Annotated in this window: 9 protein-coding genes; 3 read left to right on the top strand and 6 right to left on the bottom strand. The window is 60.9% G+C overall.

The annotated features are described in order from the left end of the window. Positions 1-42 precede the first annotated feature (42 nt). Positions 43-621 carry a DUF7255 family protein gene (locus tag QFZ57_RS19470; RefSeq protein WP_306901412.1) on the bottom strand — a complete coding sequence of 193 codons (579 nt, stop codon included), beginning with the start codon at positions 619-621 and terminating at the stop codon, positions 43-45. 74 nt (positions 622-695) lie between these two features. On the opposite strand from QFZ57_RS19470, the gene QFZ57_RS19465 reads away from it, so the two are divergent. Both QFZ57_RS19465 and QFZ57_RS19460 read left to right on the top strand, forming a co-directional pair. After that, positions 696-3,851, top strand: a complete 3,156-nt coding sequence (locus QFZ57_RS19465) for a DUF3427 domain-containing protein (protein ID WP_306901411.1) — start codon at positions 696-698, stop codon at positions 3,849-3,851. A 284-nt stretch (positions 3,852-4,135) separates the two neighbouring features. Beyond that, positions 4,136-4,996 carry a DUF3883 domain-containing protein gene (locus tag QFZ57_RS19460; protein WP_306901410.1) on the top strand — a complete coding sequence of 287 codons (861 nt, stop codon included), beginning with the start codon at positions 4,136-4,138 and terminating at the stop codon, positions 4,994-4,996. Between the two features lie 70 nt (positions 4,997-5,066). Here the strand turns inward: QFZ57_RS19460 and QFZ57_RS19455 are convergent, their stop codons facing one another. Both QFZ57_RS19455 and QFZ57_RS19450 read right to left on the bottom strand, forming a co-directional pair. After that, positions 5,067-6,995, bottom strand: a complete 1,929-nt coding sequence (locus QFZ57_RS19455; RefSeq protein WP_306901409.1) for an AAA family ATPase — start codon at positions 6,993-6,995, stop codon at positions 5,067-5,069. A 2-nt stretch (positions 6,996-6,997) separates the two neighbouring features. Beyond that, positions 6,998-10,093: a helicase-related protein gene (locus QFZ57_RS19450; protein WP_306901408.1), complete on the bottom strand. Its 3,096-nt coding sequence runs from the start codon at positions 10,091-10,093 to the stop codon at positions 6,998-7,000. A gap of 12 nt (positions 10,094-10,105) precedes the next feature. Between QFZ57_RS19450 and QFZ57_RS19445 the strand changes: the two genes are divergently transcribed. After that, complete coding sequence (locus QFZ57_RS19445) at positions 10,106-10,228, top strand: hypothetical protein (protein WP_306901407.1); 123 nt, start codon at positions 10,106-10,108, stop codon at positions 10,226-10,228. Between the two features lie 244 nt (positions 10,229-10,472). On the opposite strand, the gene QFZ57_RS19440 is transcribed toward QFZ57_RS19445, so the two are convergent. From QFZ57_RS19440 to QFZ57_RS19430, 3 genes are read right to left on the bottom strand one after another with little or no spacing between them, the layout of a single operon-like run. Further along, positions 10,473-13,622, bottom strand: coding sequence for a helicase C-terminal domain-containing protein (locus QFZ57_RS19440; protein ID WP_306901406.1), 3,150 nt, complete (start codon positions 13,620-13,622; stop codon positions 10,473-10,475). Further along, positions 13,612-15,492: a phospholipase D family protein gene (locus QFZ57_RS19435; protein ID WP_306901405.1), complete on the bottom strand. Its 1,881-nt coding sequence runs from the start codon at positions 15,490-15,492 to the stop codon at positions 13,612-13,614. The genes QFZ57_RS19440 and QFZ57_RS19435 overlap by 11 nt, the downstream gene beginning before the upstream one ends. Then, a complete protein-coding gene (locus tag QFZ57_RS19430; RefSeq protein WP_306901404.1) occupies positions 15,485-16,759 on the bottom strand; it encodes a DUF6361 family protein in 1,275 nt (424 codons plus the stop codon). Before QFZ57_RS19430 ends, QFZ57_RS19435 begins: the two co-directional genes overlap by 8 nt.

Raw genomic sequence — 16,759 nt, 5'->3', positions numbered from 1 at the left:
TTTACCAGAATTAGCCCGGAGGCTGCGCAGTTAGTCCGCCGGCTACGATAAGGTACGCAGTATTCGCTCGCGGTTTCGCTCGAACGCTGTTCTCCCGTTGCCGTCCGGTGCCGGTACACGGATAAGTGGCGGGAGTCCCATAGCCGGCACCGCCAAATCTCGCAGCGCGTCATAGTACGCGCGCTGTCGCTGCCGGCCACCAGGGCCGAACGCCGCTGCGGCCTTCGATTGCCGGTACGTGTCGGCTTTCGGAGCGAACCGGCGGCAGAGGTCCCGATATTCGTCGGGTTCAAAACCCAAAGGAGAATCCCGTGCATAGAACTCGAATGATTGCAGCCGGAAGCTGGTGAAGTGCTGCACTTCATCGATCTCAATGATCGTTTCAGTCTCGAGGTGAATGAAGTCTCCAGGCAGTGCGGTTGTCCGTTTTGCCGCTTGTTCAGCGGACTGACCTCCGAGAGACAAGAAGATGGAATTCAGCGGATCTGTCACGGCGGAAGCTCGATGGGGTAAATCGAAGTGCCCCCTCTGATTGAGCCAGGGTTTCTTGTACCGAACCAATTCCACACCTTCGCGGCGTGCGGCTTCCATAAACGCGTTCTCAAAGTCTCCAGCTGGCATAGGGCAAGCATAGGGATACATTTTTCGTTGAGCCTAGGTTAGGCGTTCAGTCATCTAGCAAATACCCTGGCGAAGTGACTAATTCCTTTGGGGGAGGGGCGGCTGAGCAGCTGCCTGAGGGCTTGTACGAACTGCTAAATACGGACGCCCTCGGCAATCTGCTGAAGAGCGGGGCAGAAATTCAGCCAGTTTTCGCAGAGATCGAAGACGAAGACTCCCCGGACATCCTCGGCCGCCACGTGGCAGATGCCGTCCGGCGGGTCCTGGCCGCAGCCAAGCCAACAGACCGCGTGGCCCTCGCGAATAAGCTCCTCCAGGAACTGAACATCCAAGACCGAATCGCAGACGGCCCTACCCAACTCCAGTCCCTCCACCGCCCGGACACCCTAAAGCGCCGCCAACTTCGCCGGCCCAGCACCAAGCTGAGCGATTCCGCACTCCTTACCAACAGCAAGGACGAACCGAATCTCGCCGCGGAGCTCCGGGCCGAGATCGAGTCCGCCGACACTGTGGATCTGCTCTGCGCCTTTGTCCGATGGACGGGCCTCCGCCTGCTCGAGCCAGCCCTAGAGCAGCTCAAGGAGCGGGGAGCCCGCCTGAGAGTCCTGACCACTACATACATGGGCGCCACCGAGCGACGCGCCATCGACGAGCTCGTCACCCGCCATGGCGCCGAGGTGAAGATCAATTACGAAACGCAGGCAACCCGACTGCATGCCAAAGCCTGGCTGTTCCGCCGTAACAGCGGTTTCGACACCGCATACGTCGGCAGCTCCAACCTGAGCCAAGCTGCACTGCTGGATGGGCTGGAGTGGAACGTCCGGCTCAGCTCGGTAGCCACGCCGGCGCTCCTGCAGAAATTCGAGGTCACTTTCGACAGCTACTGGGAGCAGCGCGCCTTTCAAAGCTACGACCCGGAGCGCGATGGCGAGAAGCTGGACGCCGCACTGGAACGCAACGGCGGACGCCGCACCGCGGCCCCGGACGGCATCACGGGGCTTGAGGTTCAGCCGTTCCTCCACCAGGAGGAGATGCTGGAGGACCTGGAAGCGGAGCGCATCAAGGGTTTCAACCACAACCTCCTGGTCGCGGCTACCGGCACCGGCAAAACAGTCGTTGCGGCCCTGGACTACAAACGCCTGTCCGAAGCAGCCGGCCGCGAGCTGAAGCTGCTCTTCGTCGCCCACCGGCAGGAAATCCTGAAGCAGGCGATGCGCACTTACCGCGATGTCATGCAGGATGGCGCCTTCGGTGAGCTGTACGTGGGCGAGCACAAGCCGCAGGAGTGGAAGCATATCTTCGCGTCCGTCCAGTCGCTGTCTTCCCTCGGCATCGAGCAACTGGAACCGGGCTTTTTTGATGTCGTCGTCATCGATGAGTTCCATCATGCCATGGCGCCCACTTACCGTCGCCTGCTGGATCACCTCCAACCGCAGCAGCTCCTTGGGTTAACAGCGACACCGGAGCGCGGCGACGGCGTCGATGTCGCCAAGCAGTTCTTCGACGGCCGCACCGCCAGCGAGCTCAGGCTCTGGGACGCACTCGATGCCGACCTGCTGGTGCCGTTCCACTACTTCGGCGTCTCCGATGACGTCGACCTCACCCAATTGGAATGGAAGCGCGGTAACTACGACACCGCCCAGCTGAGCGCCCTCTACACCGGCAACGACGCCCGCGCCGCCAAGGTAATCCGCGAACTCCGCGACAAGGTCACCAGCACGGACCAGATGCGGGCCATCGGCTTTTGCGTCTCGGTCCAGCACGCCCACTACATGGCCGAAGTGTTCAACCGGGCGGGCATCGCTTCCGTAGCCGTCGATGGCAGCACAGACGATGCCGAGCGCGCAGCGGCGCTAGAGCGCCTCCGCCGGCGGGAGATCAACTGCATCTTCGCCGTCGACCTATTCAATGAGGGCCTGGACCTTCCGCAGGTGGACACCATCCTGCTGCTCCGGCCCACGCAGAGTGCCACGATCTTCCTCCAGCAGCTGGGACGCGGGCTGCGCCGTGCCGAGGGCAAAGCGGTGCTGACGGTCCTGGACTTCATCGGCCAGCAGCACCGTGAGTTCCGCTTTGATCTGCGCTACCGGGCACTGACCGGCTACGGGCGCAAGGAGCTGGAGAAGGCTGTCGAGGATGAGTTCCCATACCTGCCGTCCGGCTCCCAGATCGTGCTGGACCGGGTGGCACAGAAGGTGGTGCTGGACAACTTTAAGGCACAGCTCCGGTTCAACCGGGCACAGCTGGTCCGGGATGTTGCCTCGTACGCCGAGACCGAGCTGGAGGCCTATCTGGAGCGGTCGGGGAACGACGTGAAGACGATCTACCGTTCCACCAGGGACTCGTGGACCGGCTACCTCCGCCAGGCAGGGTTGATCGAGGGGTACTCGCCCCTGGAGACCGTGCTCCGCGGGAAGATCGAGGAGCTGTCGGGCGCGGAGGAAAAGAAGCTGCTGGGCCGCATGGCCGCGCTGATTCACGTGGACGATCCGGAACGTGCCGCTGCCTATTCCATGCTGGTTGCTCCAGACGCGCCCCGCTACGCGGAGCTTGGCATGCGCGAGCAGGCATTCGCACGCATGCTTTTCTACACGCTGTGGGACGACGGGGGCGGGTTTACAACGTACGACGGCGGACTGGACCATCTGCGCGGCTACCAGTTTGTGTGCCGCGAAATTCAGCAGATCGTAAAGCTCGGCGTTGCCGCGTCCAAACATGCAGCCAAGGGCCTCGGTGCAGGACTGCAGCACATCCCGTTGCTCTCGCATGCCACCTACCGGCGGGAGGAGGTCCTGGCGGCGCTGCAATACGGTTCGCTGGAGCAGGGGAAGAACGTTCAGCACCGCGAGGGCGTTGCCTGGTGTCCGGCGACTTTCACAGACGCCTTCTTTGTCACGCTAAACAAGGACGACAAAAAGCACTCGGCTACGACGATGTACAAGGACTATGCCATCAGTCCCGAGCTGTTTCATTGGGAATCGCAGAACGCGACGTCACCTAAGAGCCCGACGGGACGCCGATACCTGGATCGGCTCTCGCACGGTTCGAAGGTTTTGATCTTCACGAGGGACACGGCGGACGACGAGACCGGACTGACAGTTCCGTACACGTGCCTAGGCCAGGTCGACTACGTCCAGCATTCGGGGGAGAAGCCGATCGCGATCACGTGGAAACTGCACCGGCCAATGCCGGCAGACGTGTATGCGACCGCAGCGGCGGTGGCGCAATGATGCGGAACGACTGCGGCATGTTCGAGTGGAATATCGGCCCCAGTTGATTCGCGGCTGGGGGATGCGCGACCACCCCAGTTTATGGAACGACACTGCGCGGCACCAGGAGACTCTATGAAAGCGAAGTAGGGTCCGAAGCTGTAAGGCGTGCCCTAGCTCCGGCTCCACCAGGTACTGGCAGGTTGCGCCGGTTTCTTGACAGAGGTTCGGTCCGCATTGTCCAGGCCGTCGTTGATTACCATGAGGGCCCTGTTTGAAGAGGGCGGGTGCTATATCCTGACCCCATGGTTATGGGGGAGACGGGAAAACCGTGGACTGAGGAAGAAGTTATTGCCACCGTCAGTAAGTATTTCGACATGCTCGTGATGGATGTCCAGGGCCAGACTTTTGTGAAAGCCGTTATATATCGAGAAATGTCAGCGCGCTTCACTTCGCGGAATGTGAATTCGATAGAACGCAAAATGAGCAATATCAGTGCCGTACTCGTTGCTCTGGGTTACCCGCACTTGCGCGGGCTGGCCCCGCTGCCCAACTATCAGCGAAGCCTGGTGGAATCCGTCCTTGGGGAATTGACCCGACGCAAGTCCCTCGATGCCATTCTCGAAACTGCCCTCTTCGACGATGCGCCGCTTGGACCCGTTGACATCGTGCGAGAGGCCAATCGACCGCCCGAGATAATCACGGATCTCCTCCATGGCCAGAAAATGGCGCGACCCTTTAAGCGCGATTACCTTGCATTGGAAGCGGCCAATCGTTCGCTTGGCTTGGCGGGCGAGCTGGCCGTGGCGAGGCGCGAGCAGTCTTTTCTCCACAGTATCGGCCGGACGAAGTTGGCTGACCGAGTTGAACACGTAGCTCAGACGAAGGGGGACGGGCTCGGATATGACGTCCTTTCCTTTGACCCCGCGGGCAGAGAAAAATGGATTGAGGTCAAGACCACCAAGTATGCGATCGATGTTCCTTTTTTCGTCACCCGAGGCGAGGTCCGCGTCTCCAGGGCCTCCCCCGAGCATTACCACCTCTACCGACTTTTCGGATTCGGATCTCCAAAAGGGACAGGCCTCTACCGGCTGCAAGGCGACCTCGAAAAATCCTGCAGGCTGGATGCACTTTCTTACGAAGCCGCGCCAAAGGGAGCAGTCTGACGTTTCTCTCGTTTCTACAGCAGATGGGCCGTCCCCCCACCGGGAATGACGTCTGGGCGGTGCCGAGAAATTAGCTGAGGGCCTGCAGCTTCTTGGCCGCACGGGCGAGAGCCGCCGGGAGGGGCTTGTCGTGCACAACGACGAGCTCCAAGTTGGCCCGCGTGAGCGACGTATAGAGCCGGCCGTTAGTCCCGGAGCTAGCACGGAAGGCCGCGGGCTCCATTACGACGACCGCGTCGAATTCGAGCCCGCGAGCCTCCTCTGGCACGAGAAGCTGGAAACGCTGACGTTCACCCGTCACGTAGGCATGCCGTCCGTCAGCTTTCCAGCCTGCCAGCCGGGCCGCTGCAGCCACCCCATCGAGGTTGGGCGTGATGACAGCTACAGTTCCTTCCGGATGGGCTGCTGACAGGCGGATGCATTCATCGACTGTCAATGATTCCATTGTCCGCCGCCGCTCGGCCACGCTGATTACCAGCGGCGGCTTGCCCTCGCCGAGAGGCGAAGCACCACGCCTCCGCTGAGTGATTGGCAACAGCGAAGCAGCAAAATCAGAAATCGACTGGGTTGTCCGGAAGCCGTTATTGATTACATGCTCGGACCAGCGAGTACTCGGAAGGTCTTTGTATAGGTCCTTCCACTTCTTGAATGTTCGGGGAGAATGCCTCTGGTTCATGTCGCCGACAAGGCTCCACGTGCCTGCGTTCAGGTGCATCAGCGTCTGCCATTCCAGCATCGAAAGGTCCTGAGCCTCGTCCACAATGACGTGGGAGTGTCGCTGCGGTGGATCGATCAGGACTTTTAGATATGCGAGGAGCGGCCAAAGAGCGGGCTTGGAACGGGCAGTGTCATAAGTGCGGGGGAGCGTGCCCCTCCACATGTAAAAGTCCCTCGATCTGGCAGGGGCCTTGTGGGTTTCCAGTGTCAGGATCGCCTCGTATGCCGCGCGAACGCTGCCGCCTCGCCGGTCGGACTTATAGGCAGTCACGAGATCTGCAATCGTGAGTTCAGCACCTTTCGGCGGTGAGATTGGGTCCGTAGACCGTGAGTCGTCGCGCCCGGTGAGGTCTATTCCCAACAGACCCGCTAATACCCGCTGAATGGAAGAGATATTGACGGTTCCCTCGCCGTAGTGGAGGTCAGCTACTGCAAGCGATATGTGTTCTTCCCATGCCTCTGTAGGGCCCACCAGCAGCACGTCCTTCAAGGCGCTACCCCGCTCAGCATCGAGCAGCCAGGCTGCTCTGTGCGTTGCGATGATCGTCTTTCCAGTACCTGCATGCCCCTGCACCACCAGCGAGCCCACTGGATCTGCCGTGACCAGACTGTACTGCTCGGGCTGAAGTGTAGAGAGGACCGCTTCAAGGCCACCCGTTCGCGGTGCGGCCAGCGTCGCTCGGAGCAGATCCTCAGTCGTTGAGGGGATTAACTCTGAGGCAGCGCTGAGATCCGAGAAAAGATCGCCGCCCACAGAAGGCGCCCAAGTAGGCAGATCAGGTATCACAGGCGTCGGACCAGCCTTGGGATTGCGACTCTTGTCAGTGCGTGCTTTCGACAGCCACGAATTGCCGCCGGCAGGTGCAGTTGGTGCCGGTGGCTTCGGGCGGTTCTGCGCGACTGCGAACGGGTCACCGTCTGGGCGAACTACCCAGTCGTCCGCATAGTCAGTCAGACGCACCACACGCTTGGAAAAACGACGCCGAGCCCTAATTTTTTGGTTGTTCCAGCGTTTGCTTTTTCCGAAGAACATCTCAGCGGCGGGTGCCGCCCAGCTGATGACGAATAGGCCGTCTGTTTCCATGTGGCGCGGGCCAATGTAGTAGTCCTCAACGGTGCCCTTAACCGCGCCCTCAACGGACACACGTCCCGACAATGGTGCGACCTCACGCTTAGCCTTGGAGCTCCCCGCCACGCGGTATTCCAGCTTGGACTCGGCACTTTTCATGTACCGGGTGTTGACTGCGTTCTCGTAAGCGAGAACTTGTGACTTCTTGTCCAAAATCAGATCACCTCAAATTGGGCAATGGCGAGTTCCTGCAGGGGAAGGCTCGTCTGCCGGCTGGTGCTGATTCGCGCCATGTCATCGTTGAAACGGTTTTCCCCTCGAGTGAGCTGGCCCTGGAAAGCCTTCCTCATGCTCGGGGCCAGGTACATACGGTTCAGGACCGATTTCCGGTGGTTTTCGTAAACCTGCTTCGCTCGCATTTCCCGCTCTAAGACGAGAGCTTCGTTCTCCTTCTTCCGAACGGCCTCGCTCTCATAGCGTCTATCTCGTAGAAGTTCCATCGCCTCGATTGCGGCCTCACTCGCGCGCGAGTGCAAAACCGTTGCACCTTCACGAAGACTGCCTTGAGCCAAGGCAGAGAACAACAGTCCGCCCACTGAATCGTCCATGTGCTCACCGGTGTCGAGATTTATCGAGGCCGTCCAGAGCTCGCTCGTTGGGCGAAGCCCGCGCCATTCCGCTGCGGCAAATGCCACCAGATAGGTGCCAGGCCGGCAATCGACCGTGGCGTCAGCCTGGAGAATGGAAAAACGTGAAACGTGGTGGTCCTGATAATCGTGGGCGGCCATCTGAACCAGTGGGTGGTGGCCGTTAAGCAAAGATCCACCCTCGAGTCGCGCCGTCTCCGGGTTGAGGGACAGAACGACGGGCCGCTTCGCTCGCGCTGCACTTTCCACACGAGTGATCTCAGACGAAGTCTGGCCATTGTCGCGGCGCCACTCGACCATGCGATGAAGCATGTCGTCGTTCAGGGAAACTCGCAGTTCTTCGGCATCGCGAGTGATGTCCGCCTTTCCCCCTCTAATCCGAGCCCAATCGGCGACCAAAGTCGCCAGCTCGTTCTGGCCAAGGTAGCGACCGCGAGCCACACGCTTTTCTACCGCTTCTATGCCGAATTGGTCTTCGGCTTGAAGCTTCGATGCGGCAGAGTCCAGCTCACGCGAGTCAGACTGGTTCTGCTCCACGGCGGCTAAGGCTTTGTTGAGTTTTGCCTGTTGCTCGCTCGTACTCAATTTGAAGTCGAGAACGATGTCTTGGATTTGATCGAAGCTTTCAGCCAAGATGGGCTCCAGCTCTCCAATTGAGTGCTCGAAAACTCCGAGCCGTTCATACAGGCGCTCGAGAATCCTCGTTTCGATGGTTTCAGGCGTGGAGAAGTTGAGAATGAGGACTTTTTCCGCGGTTTGCCCAAGTCGGTCGATGCGGCCGATGCGCTGCTCGACTTCCATGGGATTCCATGGGAGATCGTAGTTAATAACGAGCGAACAAAACTCGAAGTCCAGACCCTCGCTTGCTACGCGGGTGGCGATCACAAGGTCGAATTTTCCGGCACGGAATTGACGCATTATCGTCTCTCGATCTTCGACAGACACACCGCCGTGAAGCTCCGCAACCTTCAGGAGTGGGGATAGCCTCCTCCGGAGGTACGCAAGGGTATCCCTTGAGAAGGTGAAGAGGAGGGCCTGCCGGCCTTTCATCTCGGCGGAGTTCAGGGCGTCAATGAGTGCGTCAAACTTTGAGTCACTAGACCCCAGCTTGCGTGCTAGCTCGATAACCTCAAGAGGAGGAGTCTCTTGCTGGAGAATTGAAGTCTTCCTGGGTACGCTGCCACTACCGTCACCGTCAGACTCATCGAGCCCGCGGCGAAGAACGCTTCGCGCGGCTTCCGGCAGGCAACTTCCCGCGAGCCTGAGAGGCATCTGAAGAGCGAATCCGGTCGGGAGCTGAAGTTGTATGGAAACTTGACGTAGCCACTCGTAGTAGGCCTTATAGAAGTCGCGCTCTGCTTCTGTCCATACGACCGGTGCATTTGTGGCATGACGAACCGTCGTCGACTCTCTAACCTCAGACTTCTTTGTTCGAGTAATGACTGCGGAGAGCCCATGGAGCTGAGAGCAGGCTTCGCGCAGAGCCGGAACCTTTTCAGGGGCGAAACCTTCGCCGTCGAGAAGTTCCTCGAGTTTGCTGAACGCCGCGCGTTGCCGCAACGCCGCGCCCATGCTGGATCTGGCAATGCGTCCTAGCCATAAACGACGCTGCGCGTTAGTAACTGATGGATCTGTTGCGCTGCGGCGGAGCAGCTGAAGCGGTTCATGGTGGTCAAGCCTGGCCTCAAGATCTTGAACTGTCTCCACCTCTCCGGGCATGAGCAGCTGCATCAGTGACAGCAGATCGGAGTTGCCAAGGTTGAGTGGAGTGGCACTAAGCAGGATCATCGACGCCGAAAAATCTCGCAGTAGCAGTCCAAGTTTGTGGCTTGAGGTTATTGAATTGCGCATCTGGTGGGCTTCATCGACGATGCAGAGGTCCAGACCAAAGTTCAGGCCGTCCAGCTCGTCCAGGTCTTTGAAGCTCCGGAACGTTTGCAGCGAGACAACGTAGGCGAAACGGCTGGGAAGCGTTCCGTTTCGAAGACGTTCTACGATGTTGGAGAGGTCCGCAGAGGTACATCGCTGCAACTCAAAGCCGAAGCGATTTTGCATTTCGCCCCGCCACTTTTCAACAAGAGCTGAGGGGCACACGATCATGACACGGTCGGCCTGGCCTCTGGCCGCCATTTCGGTCCACAGTAGTCCGGCTTCAATTGTCTTGCCGAGGCCCACTTCGTCGGCGATCAGCATACGCTCGGTAGCGGAATCGAGGTATTTGAGAACGGGCTTGAACTGGTACGGCAAAATGTTGGTCTTGGAAACTCCGTAGGAGAACAAAGCGTCTGTTACGCCACGGTTCAGTTTTGCCCGCGTAAGCATCGCGGAAAAGCTAGCGGCCGGCGACGGCTCGGCGGATACCCACTCTGCTTCACCAACGAGGTCAGGAATAGGCTCGAGGTCGCTCTCGGACACCCATTGATGTTTGCCGTCAGTCCGCACGTAGTAGGTCCACACGGTGCGGTCCAGTCTGCGCTTCATGATCGTGGCATCCCGCCCCGTCGAGCGGGCTACGGCCAGGTCTCTGAGTGAGAAGGACGGGGCTGGGACGTTCAGGCCCTCCGGCCACCAGTGATCCAACCAGTTGAGTCCTGCGGGCCCGAGGTCATCCTCGGCTGCCTCGTCCAATGATGTCTGTTTGGCGGGCATTGGCAGCGTGCTCAAATCGTCGCTTCCGTGAAGCACAAGAGCATCGGTGACGCCGTCAACCCTTGCCCAATATATACCCGGCGGAAGCTGCGGATCCTCGTCCGGCCGAGCCAGTACGCGGGTTTCCGCGTCGACTTCAAGATCCTGTGACGGGCCCACCTGGAGTACCCGGCCCCAAGAAGAGCCGAGCTGGACAAGGTCCGAAATTTGCGGATGGTATCCGCACATATCCTGATTGATAACTTCCCCCAGTTGTAGCAGAGACTTCCTGAGACAACTTTGAATCAGGGGTCTGACAATTCGTTAGCTGAATTCTAAATGCTTGTCGAGTCAAGTAGGCGGCATGACACTTTCATCAGTTCTTCCGCCTGGTCACCGGCAGCTTTGTGACGTTCTACGGCCGCAAGTTCAGTGGTTTCAACTCGGCCCCGTCCTTGATGAGCCCCAGCAGATCGTCCTGCCGAGCCTGTCCAAGAGTCAGCCGATACTTCGCCAGCCCATCGAGCATGTGCTTGGTCCGCGGCACATCCCGGCTCAGCGGGTGATCCAGCAACCGGCGCTCAATTTTGTGAGCTCCAGGATGAATCCAATGAGGAGCAAACTCAGTGCTGGCTGTCTCAGGTTGAGCAGCGATGTCGGCCGCTGCGACTCCGAATAATGTTCCCCATGGGTCCGTCACCCCAGGCTTCATTACCGCGGCACCATGGGCAGCAGCAACGTTCTTCCGCACCGCATGCCCCAAGTATCGGTGCACCCGGCCCTCCCGCTGCTCGAAGTCAACCGGATTGCCAGGCACGTTCCAATGGATCACCGAATGCGCCCACCAATGGAAATCGATGCCCTCTTGCCCCACTGACGTGGAGGCTAAGACGAACGGCCAGAACGGGCTGTTGAACGCTCGCCGAACGTCGGGCATACGGTTGCTGTCGCCGTCGTCCGTCTTGGCGTTGCTGTACCTCACGGCGAAGCGAACACCCATCCGGAGATCCTCCTCAGAGCCGTCCGGGTACTTGGCGAGCATCTGCGCCGGCTTCAGGGACAGTGCCCGCCTGATGTCGCCTGCCAGCGCCCACAGCTGATCCTGGTCGATAGTCTCCGGGCCCTGCTGGCTGCGGAGCTGGAAGACGTACTCGTCCAGCACGGCTTGGAGGTTACCTGCTTCGCAGTAGCGCAGGACCTTCTGCCAGTAGTCCCCCTCAGCATGGAGCTTGTCCAGCAGCTCGGTTACATCAAGGCGGTTGAACAGCGTGCGGAGACCTGTCGCAGCGAAAACGGCCGCCTTCCACAGCTCGGCACCGTCGAAGTCATCAGGAACAATGCGCCGCAGGGCCCTATAAACACAGTTAGCCGGAGAATTGACGGCCAGGTCTTCAATCCCGCCCTCCCAAGCTGGCTCACCGGCAGCCGCCTCTAGCATCCGGTCAACGTGGGCAAGGTAGAGCCCGGCCTCGGAACCGCCTTCGTGGTCGGCTTCCCCGCCCTCGCTGGCCTTACCTTGCTGCTGGGTGAATTCGTCCAGCTGCCTGAGCTCCCGCATCGCCAGCTTGGCATCATTCTTCCACTCGTCCGGCAGAGCGCCCGGAACTGCGAAATAGGAAGCCCATGCGCCGAGGCGGCTTGCAGGGTCGACGGCCGTGCCGCCCACTATGGTGTCGCCGGCGGTGGCCGCAGCATCCCGTACAACGTCGGCGGGCACCGCAAAGCCACTCATGGACGCGCTCTCTAATGGATCACCAACCAAGGCAAGGGCAGCATGGGGAATGAACAACGCCAAGGTGGACATAGCCTGCGGTTCGCCTTCGCGGACACGGAACCGCAGACGACCACGGAAACGCTTGCGGGCATCAGCGGTGTTCTCTCCATGCAGCGGAGACCCCTCAAGAATTTGCCGTTCAGCCTCGTAGGAGAGCATCGTGGTGATCGCCGTCGGAGCGGCGTTCCACGCGGAGAAGACCAGCTGCTTGGTGACGGCAGCTCCAACTCCGGCGAAAGCCCCGGAAGGCTCAACGTAGGGGAACGACGGCGGCATCCACAGCAGCTTCCACCAGCCTTGCCCAACGGTGTGGTCCCGCACGGCCCTGAACTTCGCGTTGTCGGTTTCCACCGCGCCAAAGCGGCGGTAGGCATCCGCGTCGATCGTGGTCAGCGCCGGCAGCACCGGGTCAACGGCTTCGCGGTCGCATTGGATCCGCCCGTCCAGCATCCTGCCCACCTTGTAGTCCGTGAGGAAGTGGGCGAACATCGGCACGGACTTCCAATACTCCATGGGATTGCCCGTGCGGGTGGCGCGGAACAATCCGGAGAGAGACTTGTAGCTCGCAAGGTCAGTAGCCCGGACATCGGTAGGCGCCATCTCGATCACGGACAGCATGTCGTCCTTGCCCAGCTGCGGGCGCTCCGTTCGGGCCATAAACATCTTCAGCCGGGCTTCGATCCGTTCGGTCAGCGCATCGTCCGGTACCTGCTTGAGCAGCTGCGTCCGCCGGTCGTCCAGATCCGCCTCGAGGCTTTCCATATACCCGGAACGCTCGCTGCTCAGGAACCGCAGCAGCTGCCGGAAGTCCGCGGCGTGATCGTCGCCGTCGGCGTCGTTCGCAGCCGTGTGCGCCTTATAAGGCGTAGCCGAGAGCAGGATGAGCTTGGCCCCCTTGTAATTGAGGAATTGCCGGGCGAGCTCTGCGGCGGCATCCCCCTCGTCCAGCGCGTTGCCGGGGGAGTAGAGCAAATCGCGGAAGCGCTGGAACTCATCGAGAATGATCAGGTCCGGTTCCAGGCAATCCAGGCCTGCCTGGGCGAGGTCTCCCCGTAGGCCACCGATAATGGCGCTCATGCGGGGCCGAACAGCATTAGCTCCTTCGCGCGAAGCATCACGGAGGGCTTTGCGGAACGCGGGTAGATTGCCGCTCTGGTGGGCAATAGTCCGGAAACGGTTCCTTACCGCTACGGAAAAGCCACCCGGGAATTGCTCGTGCATGTATTGCACGCGGCGAGCGAATCGCTCGGTGGAGGAGCCAGCGCGAAGAAGCTCAACGGTGTCGGAATGCTGCTCCTCGCTAATGACTCCGAGTTGCGCCAGGATGCGGAAGAGCACGGCACGTTCCCGTGCCTGCCCCGTGGCGCCTCCCACGTTGAACGAAGTACCCGGTGTCAGCGAAATGAAGTTGACGCGCTTGCGGGTCCCGGGCGCCGCCGGGGCATTGAGCTTGGCTAACTCGGTGGGCAGCAGTGTAAGCCGTCCAGACTCGATGATGTCCTTCTGGCCCGTGACGTTCAGCCGGCTGAGATTCTGCTTAGCCAGGTCTGCGTTGGAACAAACGTAGACGACGTCGATTCGGTCCACACCGGAGTCCCGCTGGTCGAGCCGCTCAATGGCCTTCGCGATGACGCCGCGGGCCACCATGCTCTTGCCCAGGCCGGTCTCGTCGGCCACAAGGAAGCGGTCCGCCGGCTGGTCGTCCAGGTACAGGCGCTTGAAGACGTGTTCCACTGTCCGGCGCTGGAAGCCGCGGAGGCCGTCCAGTGCAGGCGCTGCGTCAAACCCCATGAAGTTCCCCGATGTCTAGTGCGTCCGTGGCCGCCGTCCACAGTGCGTGCAGCTGTTGAATCTCCGGATCATCGCCGCGAAGGGCGAGCAGCCGGTCCATGACGACCTTCAGGTCCGGAAACACGGACAAAGCGTCCGGGCCCGCCATAGCTCCCACCATCGCCTCGAAAAGGCCGGCGATAGATCCGTCCCCGAATCCGGAACTCGCGAACCATCCGGCGCCGGTTCCCGACCCAGGCAGAGCATCCTCGGGCGTGAGGAACAGCAGCAGGAACTGGCGGAGCTTCTGCGGATCGTCCAGCTGGCGCGCAACGATCTCGTCCAGCCGCCCCGCCGGGTCGGTCCGCAGGCTGCCCTGGATCACTGTGCTCTTGGACAGTCGAGCTTCCTGGTCCTCGAGCGTGAGCACCAGGTAAGGGGTCACGTCTGCGAGCGGTATGTCGTGGAAGGAATGGCCGTGCGGCCCAGAGGAAGGTTCGACGACGGCGCTCGGGTGGGGGAGGGAGAGGAGCCTCAGCGTCGCGGTGAACTCAGGCTTCGGTGACCAGTCATGTGAGACGGTCACTGTGAAGGCGTTCTTGGGTCCGTCGTCGGGGACGGCGTCGAGGAGGAACCGGTGCGCTGCGGCCTCCCGCAGGGCGTTCTCCAGCCAGAAGGCTGCCTTGTCTTCCTCCGAACGGGTTTGGCCGCCCGTGCCGTCATAAACCGCGAAGGGAACGTCCTTCATGCTTTCCCTGATTCGCTGCACGCCCAGGCGCTTCTTGGCTCCGCGCATCTCCAGCAGGAATTCAACGTTCTTGGTGAAACCCGCCTCAGTGGCGTTAGCGGAACCCAAGAGTGCATAGGTGAAGTGGTCGTAGTCGCAGAAGTACGCCTTGGCGTGCAGGCCGGTCAGATCATCGGCAAGCTTCTGACTCCCGGACTCGGCCATCTCGCTCAAGCCAGAGTCCGCCGACTCCGGGATGCCGAGCTCGTCAAACGCGTGAAAGGACGTCCGGGTGTCCGCCACGGTCTTCTCGTTGAGCAGGTCCAGCTGGTCGCCTCGCGAGTAGACGTAGAGGTTCTCTGTCCAGCGGTCCTGCAGCCGGCCGATCAGCCGGTCGTCCAAAAATGGCGAGATGACCAGCTTGTCGCGTCCCAGGAAGGCTGCGTTCCCCGTTTTGTTGTTCAGCGCAATGAAGTTCTCTGGGTCTCGGAGGTGGGCCACAATCGAGCCCTGTTCGAAGTCTTCTCCCATGCCCATTGGACGGAACGCCAGACGCTGGATGTCCTCGGGCAGGTCCCAGCGGACATTCGCCAGGCGGGAGGCGAGGCCGCGCACCCTGGCCAGCCGGTCGGCGTCGGGCTTTACCGTGCAGAGGCTGGGAAGCCCGGCGATGAAGCGTGCCAGGGGCCCGCTGTCGGGACCCGCGTCCTCGCTGTCCCGTACTGGCTGACCGTCCAGCCGGACGAGGAGGTCCCAGCTGGCGTCGGTGGTGAGGTTGCGGCTGCTGCACAGGAAGCGGTAGCGGCGCTCGTCGTCGTTCTCGAATTCAAGGAGCCAGACTTTGGGGTGGAACAATCCGCGCTTGACGCTGACCTGGTGGACCATGGGTTCCAGCAGTGCGAGCAGGTCGGAGGCGTCCGAAGGCGCCTTGATGTGACCGGCCTGGCAGAAGATGTCTACGCGGTCGGAGACTTTACGCAGGGCACTGAGAACCGCCACCGGGTTGGTGAATTCTTCTCCGGAACCGGCGACGAAGCTTAGCGGTACCGACAGCGCGCTGGTCATGTCCAGCGTGAAGGTGGTGCCCACGGCATGGACGAGCCGGAATCCGGCTGGCGGGCGCAGTTGTTGGGTGAGTGCCTGCCTGTTTGCTGGATTAAGCATTGGCCTGTCCTTCCCGGGCCAGCCCGGCATGAATATCCAGTACGTTGCGGCGGACTTGGGTCCAGCGGAAGGTCAGCGACGCAACTTGGGTTGAGGGTTGCCATGCGCGGAGCCGGCGTTCGTTGCGGAAGCGTGAGTTGGACTTCTTCATCAGCTTCTCCCGGGTTTCGACCGCGGCGCGGAAGTCTGCGTTGTCGATCAGCTTTTCTGCGCTGACGGCGGCGGCGAGCATGGCCCGAGCGAAGTCCGCAGTGTTGCTGTTAATGCCCTTGTTCAGGGTTTTGGCACGGCCGAGGTAATCCTCGATGTCCCAGTTGGCGAGGAGTCCGCGCTTGCTGTCGCGGCGTTCTTCCCATCCCCCGAGTAGTTTCTGTGTTGACTCCAGGGGGTTTGCCTCATTGGAGAAGGTCTGGCCTGATAGTTCCGCAATAAGGTGCTGATAGAGGATGGTGGCGCCGTTGTGAATGAAAGAGAATGCTTCAGCATCTTTGAGCCATTGCGCCGGTTCGCCCTCCGCACTGCGGCACGCAGGGTCAACCCAAGGTGCCCACGACTTTGGTTCGGGACTGGTCGCGGAGCCAACGACGTGTGCCAGCAAGGTGCCTTGGCAAGTGGTGAGGATCCGCTCCTGGAGCCAACGGGCCTCATCGTGGGACAGCGTCAGCCCGTTCTCATCGGACTGCGGAAAGCCTTCCGGAGGTTTTGGCAGGCTTGGATCCCAGATGTAGTAGGCGTTTTCGCCTTCCTCAGGGGAAGGGGTCTCGGCGCATATGAGTTGCGCGACGGCGGCGCGATCTGTTTCTGGGTTCACGATCCCGTATCGGCGAAGCGCCGACCAGTAAGCCGCAGAGGGAAGCTGCTGCACGTTTTTGCCCGCATCGCGGCCGATGAAACTCTCCACGCCCAGTTCCTTGAACCGGCCGATCAACTGCCGCTCTGATTCCTCGGACCGCTTCCGAACGTCATCAGGGTTTCTGGTGCCGCGGTGAGCGGTTTGGTAGGCCCAGGGGACAAGCAGCATGTAGCGCGCGCCGAGGTGCAGGACGGAAGTGCCGGGAAACAGGCTGTTGCTGATCACGTCCCGGAGCTGGCCCATGCCGAGGTCGTCGGTGGTTTCCGGCGTGCCGAACAGCTTGACGAGCTCGCGCATCTTCGAGTTTTCCTCGGTTGATGCATCGAGCCAGGAGATGAGGGAAGCCATAGGGTGCGTGGACTCACTTCTGCTTAGTTGGCGAACGGTTGGCGTTGGAGGGCCGTTCGCGACCAC

Origin of the sequence: Arthrobacter sp. B1I2 (assembly GCF_030816485.1) — a bacterium.
Lineage (GTDB): Bacteria > Actinomycetota > Actinomycetes > Actinomycetales > Micrococcaceae > Arthrobacter.
This window is presented reverse-complemented; position numbering and strand designations above follow the sequence as displayed.